This is a genomic window from Metabacillus sediminilitoris, assembly GCF_009720625.1.
Taxonomy (GTDB): Bacteria; Bacillota; Bacilli; order Bacillales; family Bacillaceae; genus Metabacillus; species Metabacillus sediminilitoris.
The window spans coordinates 2311417-2333736 of the sequence record NZ_CP046266.1 but is presented as its reverse complement, the minus strand read 5'-3'; the positions used below and the strand labels follow the sequence as shown (position 1 = coordinate 2333736).

Genomic DNA, 22320 nt, shown 5'->3' with positions numbered 1-22320 from the left:
ATAATTGATAATGATTCCCATTGTCAACAGACTTAAGTCCTAAAAAATATTTCAATAGAAGCTATTAGAGTTTAGATGAAGTTGAAACTTAATAAATGAGAAATCAAAAAGAGCTGACTCAATGCCTAATTAGGCTTTTGATTCAGCTCCTTTTAGTGTTTATATCAAATTCAACTTAAGATTTTCAAGCCTTATAGAAATTCCGAATCCAGCGATGAGATTTAAGCTGTTCAAGTTGCTCTTTCGGTAGCCCCTTTCCACCCCCTACTTGACAGTTCATTTCGGCATGACGAATCGAACGCATCCCAGGGATGACAGTTGACACTGCCGGATGACTTAGGAAAAGCGAAGTGCTGTTTCCGACATCTGCTCCAAAGAGATATTCAGGTCAGATAGTTGCTTAAAATATTTGTCTAACTTTGTGGGTTCACTTTATATTGGATGGTTTTATTATTAGAGAGTTTTATAAGTTAATCTTTATTTATAAAATCAATAGCTGATTGAATAATACTAATATCATTAGTAATCAATAGTGCAGGAAGAAATAGAACTGTTAATAAAAGAAGCGCATTTGCTCCAATAGTCACTCGAAATACTTTACCTAAACTCACAATACATTCCCCCTTTTTTATAAGAACATTATCTATTAATATAAGTAAAAGATCAATATATTTTTTGAATTTTCAGTCATATTGTCTAATAAATACCATAGAACTACTAAGCAAAATATTTGAATAGTCTGGAAACCGTTAGTATAATAGAAAAAAGGTTAAGGAGTTGGTTTCCTATGGAAAGGAATTTATTTAATACACCACCACAACCTGAAGTAAACGTCATGGGTTCTAAATTTGCTGAAATGGTATTAAACAAAGCCCTTCGTAATTTCCGAAAAGAGCAAATCCGAAAAAAGATTGACCAGTCATTACAGGATCGAAACAAAGAAGAATTCCTGCGATTAACAGAGGAATTGAAAAATATTTCTTAAGATGTTGTATTATATTTCGAGATGATTTTGAAATAAACTTAACATAATCAGGTATTAACGGTAGTGAAAAAGGATAACTGTGCCACCAGAAGAATATATACAAATGGCTATGCCATTTGTAACGCACGGGATGGGCTTCCTTGTTTCAGAAGAATTGTAGTATAAAAAAAACATTTAAATTAACCCACACAAACAATAAGGTCGCTTACTGCCTGAAAAATATTATCCAGTAAACGACCTTATTTTTGCATTTCTTTTTCCAAAGTTCTTGAACTACTAAGATACTATTATTGCATCTTTGTTGGTATCATCCATCTGAAGTTTGATTTGCTTTGGAGTAGGGACTTGAGCCTGTTGCTGACGTAATAATTCGATTCGTAATCTACTTTCGTTGTTGTTGTAAAGTGTCGCTTTACTTACTTTCGCTTCCTGAGAAACGCTATTAAAATTGATTCTCTCTTTAGCTGTTATAAGTGTTTTATCGCTTCTTCAATTTTTTGGTAAGTCATAGCTTTTTTTCATGAATCTGTTTTAAATGCTCTCTACGGTCATATTTAGCCATTTGAGCCTACCTCCCAAATCAGCTGTCGGTACTGGCGGCTGTTTTTTATTAAGAAACCGGGCAGTTTAGTGAAAGCTGCTAATTTCCAACTCTATTTTTCTAGGTAGGGAAAGATCATCGCACATTTTACAGTTCTATCAATATCGGCCGACACCAGCTTCTATTATTTTCATTTACTATACTAGAATCAATGCTTCAAGTGAATAAAATTTACTAAAGAAGAAGGTGAGTATTATGATTGAAAATTCCGGAACTTCTGTAACAAATAATTGTCCTGAGTATAATGCCAATGTACCAGTAAAACTCCCAGGTACAATAGAAAAATTTGTTGATGAGCTTCCAATTCCACAGGTGTTAAATCCTGTGTCACAAGGAAATGATTCTGCCTATTATGAGGTTGAAATGAAGTGCGGAAGCCATAAATTTCATCGAGACTTTAATGAAACGATTATCTATGGCTATAATGGCATATATCCTGGTCCAACGATTGAGACAATGAGAGGACAAACCGTTAATGTTAAATGGATTAATCATTTGCCATTGGATCACTTTTTACCGGTAGATAAAACGTTACCCGGTGCTATGAATAATCCTGAGGTGCGAACGGTCGTGCATCTTCATGGTGCGAATGTAGCACCTGACAGTGATGGTCATCCTGAAGCCTGGTTTACACGCAACTTCGCAGATGTAGGACCGAAATATAGCAGGCAAGTTTTTGAATATCCTAATGATCAACAGGCAACAACCCTTTGGTATCATGATCATGCATTGGGAGTTACAAGACTTAATCTTTATGCGGGACTGGCAGGTTTCTACCTTATTCACGATGAACATGAGCTGAGCCTTGATCTTCCTAAAGGAAAATATGATATACCGCTTATGATACAAGATAAAACCTTTAGAGCAGATGGTTCACTTTTTTACCCTGCAAATACAGTCCCTCCAGCATCCGTACATCCATCAGTCGTTCGTGCTTTTATTGGGAATACCATGGTGGTCAACGGAAAGGTATGGCCGTATCTTAACGTCGAGCCCAGAAAATACCGCTTTAGAATGTTAAATGCTTCAAATACAAACGGATTTACTTTCTATCTCTTAGACGAAAACAACAAACGGCAGCCCTTCTTGCAAATAGGCACAGATGGCGGAATGATAAGAAAAACGAAGCGACTAATAGAATTTCCGCTGGATCCTGCTGAACGATTAGATGTTATCATCGATTTTTCAAAATTCGCCGGCCAGACGATAACACTTCGAACAGAAGAATTGAATCTTCAAGGGTTTCCAGAGACCTTTAAAGAAGATGTTATGGAGTTTAGAGTAGGGCTTGAAGTTGAATGTGAAGATGAAAGTAAAATACCAATAAAACTTCGCCATTTTGAAAAATTGAAACCCAAAAAGATGGATCCAAAACCAAAAACAAGAAGATTTGTCATGACTGAAGATCAAGATGCTCAATCAAGGCTTATGTTGACTATAAATCACTTAATGTTTCATGATCCTGCAACAGAAACCCCTGAGATTGATAGTGTTGAAATTTGGGAATTTGCAAGCCCTATTTTTAATCCTAATAGTCCTCTTGGCATTCCTCCAAACATTACTCACCCAATTCATCCTCATCTTGTCCAATTCCAGATACTTGAACGCCAGGATTTTGATATAAACGATTTTAATGAACAGGAATGGATTAACAATGGCAAAGGGATCAAACTTGGAAAAAAACACCCCCCAGATCCAAGTGAAATAGGCTGGAAAGATACGGTAAGGGTTGAACCTGGCAAAGTGACGAGGATCATTGTCCCCTTTAAAAACTACACAGGAGAATATGTATGGCATTGCCACATTCTTGAACATGAGGATCATGACATGATGAGACCATTGATTATTACTGAAAAGAATTGTGATTAACGTAAACGGGTGCCAGAATTTCAGAAAGAGGACTGTTTCGGTCCTTTTTCCTTTTAATATGATAAAACATTAGATTTACAGCAGTTTAACTTTTCTTCAGAACAAAAAGCACCTATAGGTTGAACAGGTGCTGAAATGAAATGGGAGACTTTAAATGCTAGCTGCTTAAGTGGACAGGGACTTTTATTCAACTTCCCACTAAGTTATCAATGAAGCTTGTAAAATAGGTATGGTTTTATCAAAAAGGCTGTTTTCGCAAACTTTTCATTTAAAATTATGCTGTGTTTATCCTTAGTTCAACTTAAATCATGTTACTGCTGTTCGACTTTTTCATGTTCGGTTGCTTCTGGGTCAGAGACGTATCTTCGTTACTGTGAGCAAAGGAACCTGTCCCTCTGGCAAATATAGCTGAAGTTTTTTATGATCTCTTAAGCTATATTTTCAAGATTCTTATTTAAGATCATCTAATATCTCCTTAAATACATAGAAAGGTTTTTTTAACAAGCTCTTAAAATCTATACTCTTAGGTTTTTTTTGGGTGTGAAGATATAAAACAACAATACAGTCTGATGGTGTTAACTACAAGATTTTAATAATAGTTGAGTTTCAAAAATTAATTTGTCCAATTCCTGACTATATTTAATTGTTTCAGGATTATTGATTCCTTTTGTTTGGGCAGTTACAATCATTAGTCTTCTAATTAGACTGATTTTATTTGCTAATTCAGAATGTACTACTTGTATAGTCATCGGCCATATCCCCTAATCAAATGTAAGATCAAGCTATATTATTACTATTAAGGATTTTCATGAATTTTGAAATGCTTTCGACAATTGTTCTTGAACACGGAAGTTAAGCTCTTCAATGGTAGTGTTAGGGGTTTCCCCTTGTGAGAGTAGGGCGTTGCCAGGTAAAGCCCTTATTTGGGGCTATTATTTTGTCAATTTATATAGTTGGCCCGTTGGTCAAGCGGTTAAGACACCGTCCTTTCACGGCGGTAACACGGGTTCGAATCCCGTACGGGTCACCAGTAAAAAATATTAATTCGGCATGTTAAATGAGCGACTTCAATCGCCACCCATACACTTTTATTACCTATACTTCGGAGGATTAGCTCAGCTGTCCACCTTTGATGTTGGGATAAAGTCAAATAAAACCTCTCCAATTGTTATTACTTTCCCCATATTCCCCCTTAAACAAGTTCCCATTTCAAAAGTTTATTTATATGTGTCGCACCTTGAGATTGAAACAAAATTCTTTCACTTAATTCCTTCGAAAAGTACAGTGAAGTAAATACATGTTCCCCGTCATTGACAAAAATCTCAATGGATGATACATCTAAAAAGATGGTTAGATGAACAGGATTTGTTAGATCAATCAACTGACTTCTTGTAAAGTCATTCTTGTCTCCCGTATTCTCTATTGCATACTCTGATTCGCTACGATCTAAAACCATTTCATTTTTACTCTTATCAAAAATGAATGATAGTTTTTCATTTGTATCTCTGAAAAACTCGATTGTAAACTGATTGCTTTCCTTCATCTCAAATTGAATGTCAAGTCTTTGGCTATTCCCATTCAGACTAGTATTCTCATAATTTCCGCTTATCGAGAAATCCTTCAATTCTACGCCATTTTTTTGATACGTTTCTATTTTATGATAAGGCTTTTGGATGAGCCTTCCATTTTTTATTGATAATTCTCTCGGAAGAGTCATTGACCCGTTCCATCCATGCCCAAGCTCATGCAAGAGATATCTTCTTTCCCACATATTCATCCATGCGATAATAACTCTCTTTCCTTCAGTAGTTAAAAGGGATTGCGGGGCATAAAAGTCAAAGCCCTGGTCAAGTTCTTGCTCACTCTCCACTTTAAATTCACCTGTAGAGTATTTGAACTCTCCAATTAAAGCCATTGTCGAATGTACATTTTCAAACCTATTCCCAACACGCGGTTTTTCCTGAGGTGAAAAAAGCAAAACATGTTTGCCATCCAGTTCGAATAAATCTGGACATTCCCAAACAGTTCCATATTTCCTACCTAGTGATAACTGATTTAAATATTCCCATTTCATTCCATCTGTTGACGTATAGAATAATACATGCCCGATATTCTCCCTACTCTTTGCCCCAACTGTCATATAAAACTTACCTTCGCAGATCCATACTTTTGGGTCTCTGAAATCTTCAACCCTAATCCCCGCGGGTACCTGTTTAGAAGAAATAACCGGATTATTTTCATACTTTTCGTAAGTTACCCCATCTACAGATTTTGCTAGACACTGCACTTGTCTAATATAGGGAATGGTTTCTTGACTTTCAGGGAGTGGTTTCTTTTTAAAATTCTCATCATATACGGCGTCAAGCTGTGAATCAATATGGCCCGTATAAAATAGCCAATGCTCATTGCCGACTTGAATTCCAGAACCAGAAAAGACACCATTTCGGTCATAATCTCTCCCTGGTTTTAATGCAATTTTTTTATGACTCCATTTGATAAGATCAGAACTTACAGCATGGGCCCAATGCATAGGACCCCAAACTGTATCATGAGGATAATGCTGATAAAAGAGATGATATTCATTATTAAAGTATGAAAAACCATTTGGGTCATTCATCCAACCACACTCAGGCATTAGATGATAGTTATGTCGATAAGTTTTATTCATTCCATGTGTTTGTATTGTCATTCTGTTCACTCAATCCTCCTTTTTCCAAATTGATTTAAGCTCAAAGACTTTCATTGATTTGATGATGATATCTTTTTCACCAATTAAAGAGATATCATCACTGTTTTTTAATGTGGGATATGCCCTGCTTGAAATCATTTTTTTGTTATTTAAGTAGCATTCAATTGCCGAGTGATCAATATAAATATGGGCAGAAAAGCCTTCATCAATATCAAGTATGCCACCTTGTATATCACCTTCACGACCCAAAAAGCTTTTACTTCGATCGATCCAAACTTGCTTTTTTTCCTTTTCATATAATAGGCTTGTTTTTTCTTGATTCTTAGGATCCTTTTTACACTCAAAACCAACCAATTTTTCCGTATGATCAAACTCCACAATAACCTCAAGCATTTTTCCACTTATTTCTTTAAGTTTTTCATTTATTTGAACTAATGGTTTATCCCTTTCATTCACTAGTACTTTGTTTCTCAAAGCCACTAAATTTTCTATCGGCTTCATTCTAAGCTCATTGTTTTCTAAATAAAGTTCAATGGGAAGCCCAGCATTATGAGCCCAACCAGACTCGTACTCTTCCTGCTCATTTCGGTTACCTTGAAGGATGGAGAAAACAATCGATTTGTTCGTAACTGGATCAACAAAACCACTTGGTCCGCTGAATTTAAACTTCCCATAATCCAACAATTGTGGTTCCAGTGAATCAGGAATAAACCTAAGGTTTTCCTTATCAAATTGGCCAAGGTAAAAATAAGTATCTACTTGATATTTTTCTTCCTTGTTAAAGTAGCTCATAAACAGAAAGACGTACTTTGTATTTCCTTTATCGTCAGACACCGGCAGCAAAACAGGTAACTCCCAATTCGTTCCTAAATAAGGAAAATCCTCACTGTCTACAGTAAAAAAATCTCCTTTAAACTGCCAATTTTCACAATCAGTCGATGCATAGATCCATGCTGTTGGCCCTTTATCTTCCATTCCACCGCCTATGATGAGGTACCATATCTCTTCCTTGTCATCTTTCCAGACAAAAGGATCCCTGAATTGAGAAGGCATTCCTTGTTTATCAGTTTGAGTAATGGTACTCTGATCGTCCATTTCCCAATCCACTAGGTGTATGTCGTCTAAATTTTTCGGGCGAGCGATGGCAACACCTTGGTTATAATCCTTCGCCAAATTGGCGGAAGTATAAAACAGATACGGAATACTCTTTGGACCAATGGCAGCTGAACCAGACCACACCCCTGATGGTGTTAATTCACCTCTTTGGGGAAATAAAGCTGTTTTTTCATTTTTCCAGAAAACTAAATCATCACTTGTCCAATGCCCCCAATGTAAGTTTGAAAAGTAAGGACCTGTTGCATTTTTCTGGTAAAACAAGTGATACTTTCCTTTGTAATAAAAAGGAGCATGAGGTTCATTCATCCAATGTTGCGGCGGTATTGCATGATATTGCGGCCGATGAATATCATCTAAAAGTTTATTTTCATCAAGATCTATGTCCTGAAAATCAAGTGAAAGCTTATCTTTGATACATATAAAGTTATTTTGAATTTTTTCTGATAACCAAGCTTCATCATAAATTCGTATAAAGTCGACTAATCCAGAAAACATTCCGCCCTTAAAAATGTCGCTAATTTCGAATGGGGTATTATTTAATCCGATTGATAATGGAATATCAGCATTCTCAAATCCATCTATTAATTCACACATTACCCGCTTGGAATTAATATAGATCGATATCCAGTTGGTTTCATGATTAAAGGTAACCGTAATGAAGGATTTCTTGAACAATTCCAGTTGTTCATTACTCCTAAATGTATCTATACGGTTCCCATTCCCTATTTCAAATTGGACTTCCCCATGCTGATAAAGGCTTAACGCAAATCCTTTTTTCCCTGCTTTATCTAATTGATCAATGATCGTTGTAGACACTTCTCCATGACAAGCTTCAAAACAACGCGGTGCAATAAGAGTAACGATCGTCAAGGATCCATTTACTTCTATTGATTCATCCTTTATATACGTTGAATATCCGTCAAAATCTAAAGCGTAACCTTCAAGTGCAGACGTGACCCATCTTGGGGAACAACTCTCCTTATACCTTGCATGATTAAAGACATATTCAATAGGCAACAGATTGCCCCGTATACGCTCTTTGGTTACACTCCCCTTTCCCTCATTCAAGCTAAGGTCATATAGTAAACTCATAAGTTACCTCTAATCGAATTTTATTTAATTCCAGTTGTTGAGTTTTGTGGCATAATGTATTTTTGACAAAAAATATAAACGAGTAGAATGGGAATCGTTGTAATGGTTAACCCCGCCATCACCTGGTTTAAAAAGATAGGTTTCGTTTCATTCAAAATATTTACAGCTACTGATAATGGATATTTGTCTGTTTCAGTGAAAATCATAAGGGGCCATACATAATCATTCCAAGATCCAACAAAGACAAGTATCCCAATTGTCATGAAGATCGGTTTAGAGATGGGGATAGCAATTTTCGTGAATATTTGCCAGTCCGAAGCACCATCCATATATGCAGACTCGCTTAACTCTTTAGGAATCTTCTTGAAAAATACCATAAAGAGGTAGATATTAAATGCACTTCCGATATGTGGTAATGCTAATCCCCAAACAGTATTTGTAAGGTTCATTTCATTGATGATGATAAAAATTTGGATTAGAACAGACTGAAACGGGAATATGATTAAAATAAGCAGCGTACCAGTAATATACTTTTTAAAAGGTATATCAAAGGTGGCCAACGCATATCCCGCTAGTGAGTTAACCAATAAACTTCCAAAAACAATCACTAAACTATAAAAAACACTATTAAAGAAATGAAGCCCAAAATTAAATCTACTAAACATTTCCTTATAAGGATCTAACCAAGAACCTATATGACTGAAATTTGGTATAAAACTATTAATTGTTCCAATTTCTTTTGATATCTCTGCTACCGATTTTGTGCTACTTACAAACATCCAGACAGTGGGGAATAGGAACAAAATCGTAAATGCAATTAATAAAAGAATCTTTAGAGATTTAATCACATTAAATTCCCTCAATTTTTATTCCTCCTTAACCAATTTTCTTTGAACAAATGCGATAATAATCAATATTAATGCGAATACAACTGTTATAGCACTTGAGTATCCGATTTGGCGGTATCTAGTTCCTTGTTCAAACATATATAAGAGAATACTAGATGTACTGCCTTGGGGACCTCCATTTGTTAACACTAACGGTTCAATGATGATTTTAAATGTCCCTGTAGTCACTACAATTAGCACAAAAACAAGCTGATCTTTTATACTAGGAACAGTAATATGCCTAAACTTTTGCCAAGCATTCGCACCTTCTATATCTGCTGCTTCATACAATGATGATGGAATTTCCTGAAGTGCAGCCATTATTATTAACATTTGAAAGCTTATCCCTTGCCAAAGAATAATAAAAGAAATGGTTTGGAGTGCTAAATCTGGATTACCGAAAAATTCTTGTTTCGAGAAGCCTAATTCAGCTAAAAATACGTTAACAATACCTAGTTCTGGATCCAGGATATTTTTCCAAAGTAAGGAAACGACAATAATAGATAAAATGTATGGTGAAAAGAATGCCGTTCTAAAAAAGGTATTAAGTTTTGATTTTTTTGCAATTAGAATGGCTAAAAATAAGGACAATGCGACTTGTAGAGGCACAATATAAATGACATATTTGGTAGAGTTAAAGAAAGATTGCTTGGCGTATTTATCTTCTATAATCCCAAAGTAGTTATCAAGACCGACAAATGAGATATTATCTGGTTTCAGAAGATAATAATCTGTAAATGAATAGCCCACTGCGAGAATTAGCGGGTAAATAACAAACATACCAATTAAAATAAATGCAGGAAGTAAAAATAGAAATTTACTACTTAAAAAGAAACCTAAAGACCCATTTTTATTTATTCTTCTGATCTTGTTCATATAAAAACCCCTTAATAGAACAGAAAGTGTACGAACGATCGTACACTTTCTATTTTATTATCATCATTAGCTTTTACTTAAATCTAGCAGCTTCTCTTTCGGCTTTTTCAATAGCATCCTCAACTAAATTCTCAACAGAATCCTTTTCTAACGCTATTCCTTCCACAATATCACCGAGTACATCCTCAATCACTGGGAAGATTGGTGATTTCGGCTTCACATGTTCAGATTCTACTAACTGATCTAACATTAGTTTTCTAGGATACTCACTATATTTTTCTGAAGAAGCAAGTAACTCTTTATGACCTGGGATCAGTCCTGCAGCTTCTTCCATCGCCTTAGCACTGTCCTTATTAGTTAGATAAGCAACTAGTTCAGATGTAAGTTCTGGATATTTTGTATCTTTTGTAGCAGCTACATACCAGCTTCCATGTGGTGCAGAATTATGTCCTTCTTTTCCATATGGATAAGGCATCAAGGACCAATTCAAATCAGGATACTCTTTCGTTAATACATCAATCGTCCAAGGCCCTTCAAAACTAATTGCTGCTTTTTCTAAAGCAAATGCATTTTCCCGTGCAGTCGGAGACACAATTCCATCTCTAAAAAGAGTCTCCATAAACTTTAAAGCTTCAATTGTATTTTTGCTATTTAAATAACCGTCTGTATCTAATCCATTTTCTCCAACCAATTGTCCATCATTTGAAAAAATGATTGGTGAATGCGCATACATTTGCCACCCGCTGTTATCAGGGAACATATGCACAGGCTCTTGTCCCATATACTCCTTAAGAATCTTAGCATTCTTTAAAAACTCATCGTAGCTCCACGCTAAATCCAACGTCCAATTTCCATTTGCATCAGCAGGAATTTCTATTCCAGCAGCTTTAAATATATCTGGGTTGTAGAAAACAGGTGAAGATAAGTCAAAAGATTGTAACGCATAAAGATTATCGCCTACACTACCTGCTTTTACGATTGCATCTAAATAAGAGTCAACAGTAGCTTCATCTAAATATTCATTCAAGGGTAAAAGAAGTTCTGAATCGACGTAAGATGCCGTATGTACACTTTCTAGTGTAATCACATCTGGCAGTTCTCCCGTCGTTATTGCAGCGTTGATTCTGTCATTATAGCCGCTTCCCTCACCGGTTTTTACGATGTGTTCGACTGTAACATTTACATTTTCATGTTTTTCTTCAAATTCCTTAGCACGTAAATCATAGTTTAAACCCTCTGGATCTTCTGCAGCAACATGTACCCATACCTTCAATTCTTTTACTTCATCGCCTGAATTTGCCTTATCGTTAGAAGCTGCTTGATTAGTTGCAGAATCAGAACAAGCTGCTAAACCAAAAACTAGTATCGAAATCATGAAAAGGCTTACAATCTTCCTCATATTCTGTCCCCCCTTTTTTATTTATGGAAATGTTTCCATATTAGAAAAAAATAAAGGTATGGAAATGTTTCCATCTTTAAACTCAGTATAGTAAACAGCCCCATGTTTGTCAATCCGTTTTAAAAATATTCTAAATATTAAATTAACGTGTTGTTTCACCCTTTAAAAACTGTACGGGATGTATTTCAGGTGTCACCTGTTCTCCATTTAATTTCTTGATCAGCAGGTCCACTAAACTTCTCCCCATTAATTCGACAGGTTGTCTAATGGTAGAAAGTTTTGGCCTTAGCATTGCATATGTCTGAATGCCATCATACCCTATAATTGAAAGCTCTTCTGGAATACTTATCTTTCTATCCTGTGCAAGTTGCACGAGTTCCAGTGCCATCATATCATTCTCAACAAATACCCCATCTATATTCTTGTAGTTATTTAAGAATGTATGTAAAAATGTGGTTTGGTCCTTAATCGGATCCTCTTCAATATAAAGTGTATAATTTATTCCATTTTCCTTCGCTGCATCTTCAAAACCTTTTAACCTTTTTTCTACTTCAGTAAATATGGTTTTGGAGTAAGTTCCCATATATGCAACATGATTACACCCAGTTTCTTTCAACACCTGTAAAGCCATCTTTCCACCACCATAATTATCACTAGACACATAGGGTATCTCTCCAATATGGCGATCAACTAAAACAATTGGCATTGAATGATTGATTTCATTTTCTATCGGGTTATATGAAATGCCAATAATTCCCGAAACTTTGTTTTGCTTAAGCATGTTAATATACTTAAGCTCCTTCTCTTTCTGTCCACTGGAATTACAGAGAATCATTTTGTAGCCTTTTTTATCAAGCTCATCTTCAATATAGTAGGCTAGTTCTGAAAAGAAGGCATGATGAATAGAAGGCAGAAATAACGCAACAGTCTTGTTATCTTGTGTCACGAATGCTCTTGCCGTTTCATTTGGAACATAGCCTAATTTATTTATTGCTTCTAGTACTTTTTTTTTCGTTTCTTCACTTACATATCCTGAATCATTAATAACACGTGAAGCAGTTCCTAAGCCTACTCCAGCTAATTTTGCTACATCCTTTATTGTTGCCATGATTTCACCCCCAATTAAAATCATATCATATGTGGAAACGTTTCTCTATTGATTATTTTTATCCCCCTTCAGTTAATAGACGAAATAGAGTTTATTTATAAGTTGGTTAAATTATGAAAAATATAAGGGTCTAGGAGTATAATAATTTGAGTCAAAACTGTTTCCACTCGTTATTTTTAAGCAGCAAGTGTATTGGTGATGTCCTAGGTATGATTCAATCCACATGTACAACTATAATTACAGTTCTGTTCTTCCCTTTTCTACAATCTCTTTATGAACATGAACCAATGTAGCCTAGGAACATAGATACGTAGCATGAAACATCTACGTTTGTTATTAATTGATTTGAACGAAAGTAGAAACAAGTTTCCTAGTAGGATAATACCGTGACCCTTTAGTATTTACTTTTTAAATGAAGCAGGAGAAACGTCTCCTGCTTCACTCCCCAATTTACGCTGAATGATTTTCAGTGTTGCTTTCTCCTTGTGGTGTCGGTGCACTTGTTTTATTTTGAAATGGATCATACATTTTTTCTCGGATAAAAAGAGCAGGGATAATTCCGGCTAATGCATAAGCTACCCCCAGTATAGCTAAACCGAAGCCAATTGATTGGGCTTGCGAAATAATGCCAATACTTATTGGTGCTATAGCTGCTCCAAAGCGTCCGATGTTGTATGCGCCTCCTACAGCCGTACCACGAATATGTGTAGGGAAACTTTCGCTCATGTACGTACCATTTACCCCATATGGTGTACCATAGAGAAAACCAAAAATAGTCAGTAAAATAATAATATTGCCTGGAGTATGATACATGATCAGGAACGGCAAGAAAATTGCAGTAGATAGACCACCAATGGCGTAAACTGCTCGTCGGCCAATTAAATCTGCTAACCATCCTGCGAGGATCTTACCAAAGATCAATGCTGTATAAGTTCCAACAAGATATCCTGTCATCTTTTTAAAATCGAATCCTAATTCTTGAACAAGATACGTTGGCAACCAAGTCCCTACTCCATAAAAACCAAATTGTAAAAAGGTTGAAGTGAAAATCCAGAACAAGAAAATGGTCCTGATTTTAGGATCTTTATAAATCGCAAACCATTCATTTTTCTTGTCATTTTTAGGTTGTTTTTTAGCTTCTAACCATCCTTGAGGTTCTGGTATCTTACGTCTGATATAAATTGCTAATACCACAGGTATAATAGAGATAAAGTAAAGTGGACGCCATCCATAAATAGGCAAGATAGCATTTGCTAACCTATATGGGTTATTCTTCATTGTTTTTAAAACACCTTCAAAAGGAATTAGCGTGCCTTAGTGTTTTCACATCATGGTACGCTAATTCCTTTTGAAACTTTATTATCACAAAACACTTGAGCGCTGATCCTTGTTACAGAAAATCGCCCTTTCGTTGAAGAAGCATACCTAATTCTTTACTCCTGTATGTTCAATGACACGCTTCATCGTTTGAATTCGTCCCAAATGGTTTGCTTCGTGCAGTAACGCCATACCTGCTAATTCTCCAAAGGTTTCAAGTCCCATAATTGGTTTTTCCAGCGTTTCATTTAACCGTTCAGCAGGAATTTGTTGAAGACGAACTAACTGATCTTTCAACTGTATAACGAGCTCATCTACGGTAGGTACCTCGCCTTTCCAATCAGCCGGCTTTGTGCCGTTCCCAAATAATTCGAGATAGTTTGTTGGAAGATGGGTCGTTTTGTGGGGGAAGCCGAACATAAACTGTTCAGTAACCGTTAATACATGGCCGATATGCCATTGAATCGTATTGTTAAAACAGTCTGGTTGTACATTTACTATTTCCTTCGAAACTGATTCTACATTTTTAATAAAATAACCTCTTGTCATCCCAAATTGTTTAAACACTAAGTTAGTCATACCTTTCTCCCCTTTCGAAATATCGACACTTCCATAATATACCATGATTATAGATGGATTAGGTAACATTAAGTGAACCTTGAAATAAAATTTGATTAAATTCACTTTATAAACCTTGATAAAAGAGTAAAAAGAAAAAGCATGTTTTGAAATAATAGATTCAATTGAATCATTCTTTTATCAAAAAGTTTCATCATTCAAATTTACAACGTTAAGGATATTCCAGTATAAAAAACCCAATCTCTCAGTGTCAAAAATGAGAAATTGGGATTTATTAAATTAACAATTGCGCCTGATTATTGAACATCTTAACTACTTTCGCTAACCCCTTTCTTGGATTAACGCCCCCCATCGTTTAATAACCTGATTTATGATTATACCTTCAATTCTTCATATTTAACTACATTGATAGTACTTTTGTTGCAACTGTTTGTTGAAATGCTTGATCATGTTCAACAATAACCATTGTAGGATTAAAACTCTGAATAAGCTCTTCAATCTGCATGCGCGAATAAATATCTATAAAGTTTAATGGTTCATCCCAAATATATAAATGAGCTTTTTCACATAAACTTTTGGCAATAAGCAGCTTTTTCTTTTGTCCACCAGAATAATGAGATAGATCTTTCGCAAATTGAATTCGGTCAAAATCCAGCTTACGCAGGATGGATTTAAATAACGTTTCATCAATCTCATGCTCTTCAATAAAGTCAGATAACAGTCCCTTTAAATGAGAGGTATCTTGTTGGACATAGGAAATAATGAGGCCTGAACTTACATTCATTGAGCCTGTATGCTGTATCGGTTTTCCTAGAATTAGTTTTAGGATACTGCTTTTTCCGCTTCCATTCTTTCCATCAAGTACAATGCGGTCACCTTGTTCAACTTTAAAGCTAATTGGCTTATTCACTATTTGGTCATCGTACTTAACAGACACATTAGTCAAATTAATCAATTCATTTGATTGAAATTCTAATGGTTCTAATTTTAATGAATCTGTTTTTTCCACATTTTTTAGCAGCTTAGACTTTTCCTCAATCGCTTTTTGTTGCCTTGATTCAAGGTTCTTCGCTCTCTTCATCATCTTTGCCGCTTTATGTCCTACATACCCCTTATCCAACTTAGAACCCGAATTCGTTGTTCCATTTTTGGAAGATTCCACTTGATTAGACCAACCTGCTGAGCGCTTTGAAGACTGTTTTAATCTCCCGATATCTTTTTGCAGACGTTGATTTGTTGCCTCTTCGTGTTCCTGCTGTCGATCAAAATTTAACTTCCAAGAAGAATAGTTACCACTTTGAACTTCAATATTTGCTCGATTTATAGATAAGATATGGTCAACACATCCATCTAAAAAGATTCTGTCATGTGAAATTAAGATAAACCCTTTTTTCTGCCTTAGATAATCAGAGACTATCTTTCGTGCATCAGTGTCTAGATGATTGGTTGGCTCATCAATCAATAGAAATTGACCCTCATTCAAAAAAAGTGCAGCAAGCAACACCTTTGTTTGTTCTCCATTTGATAATGTTTTAAATGGTCGGTACATGACCTCGGCATCTATATTTAGGTAGGATATTTCACGAAGAAATTCCCAATCTTCTGCTTGGGGGCAAATTTCATCTAAGATTTCATGAGTATACTTGTTTTTATCCGAAACTGGATAAGGGAAATAATTAAATTCTACCGAGAAAATGATTTTTCCACGATACTCATAATTCCCTAATAGTAAATGAAAGAATGTTGTTTTACCTCGGCCATTTCTGCCGATAAATCCAAGTTTCCAATCTGTATCGATTTGAAAGTTTACATCTTCAAAAATATTGTCAAAGCTTCCTGGATAAGAAAAAGTTAAGTTTTGTACTTGTATCATTGACATGATCATTCCTCCTTTGTATATCAACACTTTTTACTTTTCATACAAAGTCGGCACATCCATCGATTCTCATTTCTCCGTATAAGGTTGATGGATATTAACGACTTATACGGAGTATTACATGCGTAACAATCGTATCTGAATTGCTCATGTCTCTCCCTCCTTTATTTATTCGATATAAAATCTTATCAATGAGAGAATAAAAAAATCCTCCCAATTTGTAATTGGAAGGATTAGTCTTTCACTTATAGTAAATAAGGTGCTTTTTTGCCATTGGAATCATGACAAATAAAGTGTAAATTGATTTATAAAAATGGATAGACTAATCCTATATTTTGTAGTTTGAAGTTATTCATTTCAAATAAAAATATAGATTAGTTAATCATTGTCCATCCATCAGTCCTCTCATCATTGTATTTTAATCTTAACAATTTTTTTTATGGAAAACAACATCACATATCGTTTACAATTCCCATTTATTATAAAAACCAAATGAAAAGTAAGTTTTTATTCAAGGAAGTTTTTCTTTCTTAGGGTAAATTAGACACCTTCCCCATACAGAACCGTTCTTGCGCAATTAACGCACAGCTATACTCTTACGTATACATTTACTTTATTTTTGGCGATATTCACCTGATGAATAAAATAAACCAGGTATTAGCAAACTTATTAAGCTTTTTCTTCACTTTTATGATTATTGAATATTTCCAATAATTCTCCGTTTAAATACTTTTTATTATTATTTAAGGTTCCCTCTATATGATCTCTTAAGATGTATTTACTAAATGTAACTTACTATCTCTTTAAATACATAGAGGGATTTTTTAACAAGCCCTCAAAATCTAAGCCTTCGTTTCAGATCCTTTGTTTATTAAAAGCGTCTTTTGTATTGCATTTATTTCGATCGTTAAATGCTTAATACGGTAGCTTTCAATCCTAGTCGCTTTATCCAAATGTTGGTCATCTAGAACAAATTGAACTCTGTCTGAAATTCGTCTTAGCATTCTCCACAACGCAAATTTCATAAATATTTCAGGGAGCTCTTTTGCCTGCTAAAACGTATTCAGTGTTGTTAAGTTAAGGTATAGACTGAAATTCCGTACCCAACAGGCTTTACAATTTCCTTAAGGGGTTCCTAAGCTTCAATATCAAAGCGGACATATTTGTTTGAATCATGTTGGTTCCTCTACTTTAGAAGATGATATCTCAATTACCTATAATATAAGTGAATAAGGGTTCTCTAAATAATAGATGACCCTTGCCAGAAACTCAGCTGCTGGTGCTCCATCTATGATTTGGTGATCAAAAGTTAAGCTTAATGGCAGTTCTTTGCTCTTAACCACTTGGCCTTCTTCATCCAGAGTTAGTTTGTCTTGAAGACTTCCTATCCCTAAAATGCCAGATTCAGGTGTATTTAAAATTGGAGTAAAGTATTCGACACCACTTTGCCCTAGATTTGTAATGGTAAATGTTGAACCCGTTACGAGATCGTTTTCAAGGCTTCCTTCTCGTGCCGCTTGTGTAGTCCTTGTGATGTTTCCACTTAATTCCTTTAAGCTCATCTGGTGAGCATTCCGTATGACCGGTACCATCAGTCCGTCCGATAAAGCAGTTGCCATTCCAAGATGGACTTCTTCAAAGGTTTGGAAGCCATTCATATCCAGTTCATACCAACTATTCATCTCAGGAAACTCTCTTAATGCTAGAATCGTCGCTTTGGCAACACAAACAGTAAGACTAAGACTACCAGCGATTTCTGTTTCGGTAAGATGGCCCTTAATAGTCTGTTTAAACAACATAAAAGCAGTTAAATCAGCTTTTCTATGAATCGTTAATTGAGCCGATTGAGCTAAACTATTTCTCATTCTTTTGGCAATAACCATACGCATACCCGTGAGTCCTGTACCAAGGTTTCGGTCAGCCGTGTTGACCGGGAAAGAATGAATTTCAACCGCAGGAGCTACTTCCTTAGAAGAAGAAATTTCATAAGCTTCTATATCTCTTCTGGTAATCCGATTATTTCCACCTGTACCTCTAACCAAAGCGAGATTAATATTCTTCTCTTTTGCTAATTTCCTAGCAAGTGGACTAGCAAAAATACGTCCTGAGTGCGATTCGATTGGTTTTTCGATTTGAGGCACATTCTTCTGTTCTATTTCTTTACCTTCTAGCTTGTCTTCTGGGGCTATTTCGGCAGGCTGAGAAAGGATTGCTTCACCATCTTGAGCAACAATTCCAATTACTTCTTTAACCGGTACTTCCGCCCCCTGTTGTGCAATGACTTTTAATAACACCCCATCTGCTGGTGCTTCTACATCCATTGTTAATTTTTCAGAACTGATCGTGCAGATAGGCTCTCCCTTTTTAACGGGTTCTCCTTCTTTTTTGAACCATTCATCCACATTTCCACTAGTCATCGTTAACCCCAACTTAGGCATTAAAACATCTGTTGCCATGATTATTCACCACCTTAAACTAAGATTCTCTTATTTAAATCAAAGATAATTTCTTCTGCTACCTTTAAGACTTTATCTACATTTGGAATATATAGGTCCTCAAGGTTCTTTGCAAATGGAACAGGTGTGTTCGGTGCACATACACATTTAACTGGAGCATCCAAATAATCAAACGCTTTATCTGATACGACACTCGCAATATCAGTAGCCGTATTATTGTGTGGATTCGATTCATCAATCACGATTAATCGGTTGGTCTTTTTAACAGAATTGATAACAGTCTCCTGATCCCATGGAGCCACCGTTAACAGATCGATGACTTCTACTGAGATATCCTGCTTTGCTAAACGATCTGCCACCTCTTCCGCTACATAGAACATTTTTCCGATTGAAACAATCGTTAAGTCAGTACCTTCTCTTTTCACCTTTGCTTTTCCAATTTCAACCGTATAATATCCTTCAGGAACTTCACCTTTTAGACCATAAATGGTTTTATCCTCTGAGAATACAACGATGTTATCATCCTTAATAGATGAAAGCAGTAATCCTTTTGCATCATATGGATTGGAAGGAACAACGACCTTAACTCCTGGAATGGACCCAAGAATCCCGTAATAACAGCCTGAATGCTGTGCTGCAGCTGATGCACCTGCTCCATGATTTGTTCGAACCGTCATTGGAATGGTTGCTTTTCCTCCGAACATGTAACGCATTTTCGATCCTTGTCCAAGGATGGTGTCAAAGCAGAACCCAAGAAAGTCATTAAACATTAATTCCGGGATAGGTCTTAAGCCTGTTGCTGCAGCCCCTACTGCTGCTCCCATATAACCCATTTCAGAAATCGGTGTATCGATCACACGTTCTGTTCCATACTTTTCCACTAACCCTTTCGTTAAGCCGAATACACCTCCCCAAGCTCCTGTTTCATTTAAGTGCTCGACAGTGGCACCACCCGCTATATCCTCACCAAGCAGGATCACTCGTTCATCTTGAGCCATCGCTATATCCAACGCCTCATTGATTGCTTGCATCATCGTTATTTTTCTTTCCATTTCTCGACACTCCCTTTCAAATGATTAAGCATATACATCTTCATATAAAGATTCTGCTCTTGGCTCCGGACTATTCTCAGCAAATTTAATCGCTTCAATAATCTTTTCTTCCGAAACTTTCTCAATTTCATCTGCTTCGATCTCTGAGATGAGATTTAGCTCAATGGCCTGCTTACGGAAAAGGGAAATACAATCTTTATCAGCAAGCTCTTTTTCTGCTCCATCCTTTGCTTTATACTTTTGTTCATCTCCCTCAAAATGACCATAGTTACGATAAGTCACACATTCGATTAAAGTCGGTCCTTCCCCACGTCTCGCACGCTCGATCGCTTTCTCCGCTTCCTTATAGACTTCAAGCACATCTTTTCCATCAACCCTAACTCCAGGCATGTTATACGCTGCGCTTCTTTCAGCAATCGTTTTTGAGCCTGAAGAATAGGTTTGTGGTGTTGCCTCAGCAAACATATTATTTTCACAAACGAAGATAACAGGCAGTTTCCAAATAGATGCTAAATTAAGACCTTCATGGAATGTTCCCTCATTTGCCGCACCATCACCGAAGAAACAAACAACGACAGAATCAGTCTTTAAATACTTATTCCTAAGTCCCGCTCCTACAGCGAGAGGAATACCTCCACCAACCATTCCATTTGCACCGAGCATCCCTTTGTCAATATCCGCAATATGCATGGAACCGCCTTTTCCTTTACAAAGTCCGGTTTCTTTGCCATAAATCTCTGCCATCATTCCATCTAAATCACATCCCTTGGCAATACAATGTCCATGTCCTCGATGGGTACTAGTAATGTAATCGCTATCAGTTAAATGGGCACAAAAACCTGTTGCAACAGCTTCCTCACCTGCATATAAGTGCACAAAACCAGGTATTTCACCCTTCGCAAATATATCGTGAACTTTGTCTTCAAATTGACGAATTTCATTCATTTTTTGGTAGATCCATAACGCATCCTGCTTTTTCATCATAATTCCTCCTCTTCTTTATGCGTGAATCGCTTTAAACAACATACTTTCGGCTGTTTCACCAATCGTCTCTGACAAGTTGGGATGTCCATATATAAGTGAACTCAGTTCTTCAATTCGGCCTTCTGATTGCTTCACGGCTAGAATTTGATTGATTAACTCGGTTGCATTTGCCCCAACCACAACTGCCCCTAATATTTCATGATCATTTTTCTCGGTGATTAATTTGACAAATCCTTCTGTTTCGTCCATTGCTATTGCTCTTCCATTCGATTTAAACGTCATTTTCTTAGTTAACACATCATATCCCTTTACCTTCGCTTGCTTTTCATTAAGGCCAAACGAGGCGATTTCAGGATGTGTGTACACACATCTAGGAATGTCATCTTGATTTATTGTAGAATGACGTTCATTAAGAATGGCCGCGACAGCTACTAATCCTTCCTGGCTTGCCACATGTGCAAGCTGATAGCCCCCTATTACATCTCCAATGGCATACACATGATTTTTACTCGTTAAATAGTTACGATTCACTTTAATAAATTTCTTGTTTTCATCCATTTCTAAATGTAAGGCATCGGCAATTTCGATATTAGCTCTCCTACCTGTTGCCACAAGCAGATGCGTGTAAGGAATCTTATGATGTTCTAAATGTACATCGGTACGTGTTACGTCAAGAATCGTTGCTTTTGTATAGTAAGCGATTCCAAGCTGATCCATTTTCTTTTTTAAAATTTCACGAGCATCGTCGTCTTCTGTTAAAAGAATGTCATCTGCTGCTTCAATGACCGTAACCTTTGTACCAAGAGGAGCCATCGCAAAGGCTAATTCAATTCCAATTACTCCCCCACCAATAATGATTAGTTCTTTAGGCTGTTCTTTTATATCAAAAAAGCTATCTGTCGTATGGTAAAACACTTGGTCTAGCCCCTTGATAGACGGAACATACGGTCTGCTTCCAGTTGCAAGGATGATATCTTTGCTCTTGAACTCTTGATGATTGACCATCACAACCATGCTTTCCAATATCGTTGCTTCACCCTTAATCAAGGTGATGTTGTTTTTTTGTAACAAATACTCAATGCCGTGTACCAATGTTCCCACTACTTTATCTTTACGTTCTACAAGCCTCTCATAGTCAATATGCTTTACCTCAGCTGAGATCCCGTAAAGATTCGCTTTTTTAATGTTTTCAAGCCATTCGCTGTGCTGTAAAAATGTCTTTGATGGAATGCACCCAACATTTAAACATGTTCCACCTAAAGACGATTTTTCGATGATGGCTACTTTCTTTCCTTTTTGAGCTGCCCTGATTGCTGCAACATACCCACCTGGTCCGGCACCAATTACGATTAAATCAAAGTGCTTCAAGATTCCTTCCCTCCTGTCCCTAAAAATGCTGCTGTTACAGTATGTTTGTGATGAAGACATCAACTG

The 22320-nt window shown here is 36.3% G+C and carries 18 protein-coding genes, 1 tRNA gene and 1 pseudogene; 3 read left to right on the top strand and 17 right to left on the bottom strand.

The window, feature by feature from the left end; genetic code table 11:
• Positions 1–470 precede the first annotated feature (470 nt).
• Positions 471–611 (bottom strand): hypothetical protein, encoded by a 141-nt coding sequence (locus GMB29_RS11045; protein ID WP_155443877.1) that lies wholly within the window; start codon positions 609–611, stop codon positions 471–473.
• A 176-nt stretch (positions 612–787) separates the two neighbouring features.
• Here GMB29_RS11045 and GMB29_RS11040 point away from each other — a divergent pair, with 176 nt between their 5' ends.
• Complete coding sequence (locus GMB29_RS11040; protein WP_136356900.1) at positions 788–985, top strand: IDEAL domain-containing protein; 198 nt, start codon at positions 788–790, stop codon at positions 983–985.
• Between the two features lie 279 nt (positions 986–1264).
• On the opposite strand, the pseudogene GMB29_RS27375 reads toward GMB29_RS11040, so the two are convergent.
• Positions 1265–1547 (bottom strand): annotated as a pseudogene (locus GMB29_RS27375) (DUF6262 family protein); the annotation flags it as partial.
• A 234-nt stretch (positions 1548–1781) separates the two neighbouring features.
• Here GMB29_RS27375 and GMB29_RS11035 point away from each other — a divergent pair.
• Positions 1782–3455: a multicopper oxidase family protein gene (locus tag GMB29_RS11035; RefSeq protein WP_136356902.1), complete on the top strand. Its 1674-nt coding sequence runs from the start codon at positions 1782–1784 to the stop codon at positions 3453–3455.
• Positions 3456–4030: 575 nt separating this feature from the next.
• Here the strand turns inward: GMB29_RS11035 and GMB29_RS11030 are convergent.
• Entirely contained in the window at positions 4031–4204 is a 174-nt protein-coding gene (locus GMB29_RS11030) for an aspartyl-phosphate phosphatase Spo0E family protein (protein ID WP_136356904.1), read from the bottom strand.
• 206 nt (positions 4205–4410) lie between these two features.
• Between GMB29_RS11030 and GMB29_RS11025 the strand changes: the two genes are divergently transcribed.
• A tRNA-Glu gene (locus GMB29_RS11025) sits at positions 4411–4485 on the top strand.
• A gap of 162 nt (positions 4486–4647) precedes the next feature.
• Here GMB29_RS11025 and GMB29_RS11020 read toward each other — a convergent pair.
• From GMB29_RS11020 to lpdA, 14 genes are all read right to left on the bottom strand, one after another.
• Positions 4648–6144: a glycoside hydrolase family 32 protein gene (locus GMB29_RS11020; protein ID WP_227551738.1), complete on the bottom strand. Its 1497-nt coding sequence runs from the start codon at positions 6142–6144 to the stop codon at positions 4648–4650.
• Positions 6145–6153: 9 nt separating this feature from the next.
• Positions 6154–8352, bottom strand: a complete 2199-nt coding sequence (locus GMB29_RS11015; RefSeq protein WP_136356907.1) for a glycoside hydrolase family 32 protein — start codon at positions 8350–8352, stop codon at positions 6154–6156.
• Between the two features lie 20 nt (positions 8353–8372).
• Entirely contained in the window at positions 8373–9215 is an 843-nt protein-coding gene (locus GMB29_RS11010) for a carbohydrate ABC transporter permease (protein ID WP_136356909.1), read from the bottom strand.
• Between the two features lie 3 nt (positions 9216–9218).
• Positions 9219–10115 (bottom strand): carbohydrate ABC transporter permease, encoded by an 897-nt coding sequence (locus tag GMB29_RS11005; protein ID WP_136356910.1) that lies wholly within the window; start codon positions 10113–10115, stop codon positions 9219–9221.
• 73 nt (positions 10116–10188) lie between these two features.
• Positions 10189–11514, bottom strand: a complete 1326-nt coding sequence (locus tag GMB29_RS11000; RefSeq protein WP_136356913.1) for an ABC transporter substrate-binding protein — start codon at positions 11512–11514, stop codon at positions 10189–10191.
• A gap of 142 nt (positions 11515–11656) precedes the next feature.
• Positions 11657–12622: a LacI family DNA-binding transcriptional regulator gene (locus tag GMB29_RS10995; RefSeq protein ID WP_136356915.1), complete on the bottom strand. Its 966-nt coding sequence runs from the start codon at positions 12620–12622 to the stop codon at positions 11657–11659.
• A gap of 450 nt (positions 12623–13072) precedes the next feature.
• Positions 13073–13900, bottom strand: coding sequence for an MFS transporter (locus GMB29_RS10990; protein ID WP_136356917.1), 828 nt, complete (start codon positions 13898–13900; stop codon positions 13073–13075).
• A gap of 147 nt (positions 13901–14047) precedes the next feature.
• Positions 14048–14518 carry a DinB family protein gene (locus GMB29_RS10985; protein ID WP_136356919.1) on the bottom strand — a complete coding sequence of 157 codons (471 nt, stop codon included), beginning with the start codon at positions 14516–14518 and terminating at the stop codon, positions 14048–14050.
• A gap of 400 nt (positions 14519–14918) precedes the next feature.
• The gene (locus GMB29_RS10980) at positions 14919–16397 is read right to left on the bottom strand and encodes an Lsa family ABC-F type ribosomal protection protein (RefSeq protein ID WP_136356921.1); all 1479 of its coding nucleotides are present in this window, start codon (positions 16395–16397) and stop codon (positions 14919–14921) included.
• A gap of 839 nt (positions 16398–17236) precedes the next feature.
• Complete coding sequence (locus GMB29_RS10975) at positions 17237–17398, bottom strand: hypothetical protein (RefSeq protein WP_155443876.1); 162 nt, start codon at positions 17396–17398, stop codon at positions 17237–17239.
• A gap of 210 nt (positions 17399–17608) precedes the next feature.
• A complete protein-coding gene (locus GMB29_RS10970; RefSeq protein ID WP_136356925.1) occupies positions 17609–18850 on the bottom strand; it encodes a dihydrolipoamide acetyltransferase family protein in 1242 nt (413 codons plus the stop codon).
• Positions 18851–18864: 14 nt separating this feature from the next.
• Positions 18865–19902 (bottom strand): alpha-ketoacid dehydrogenase subunit beta, encoded by a 1038-nt coding sequence (locus GMB29_RS10965; RefSeq protein WP_136356927.1) that lies wholly within the window; start codon positions 19900–19902, stop codon positions 18865–18867.
• A gap of 24 nt (positions 19903–19926) precedes the next feature.
• Positions 19927–20883, bottom strand: a complete 957-nt coding sequence (locus GMB29_RS10960; protein WP_319941499.1) for a thiamine pyrophosphate-dependent dehydrogenase E1 component subunit alpha — start codon at positions 20881–20883, stop codon at positions 19927–19929.
• Between the two features lie 18 nt (positions 20884–20901).
• A complete protein-coding gene (gene lpdA, locus GMB29_RS10955; protein ID WP_196305266.1) occupies positions 20902–22257 on the bottom strand; it encodes a dihydrolipoyl dehydrogenase in 1356 nt (451 codons plus the stop codon).
• Between the last annotated feature and the right edge of the window lie 63 nt (positions 22258–22320).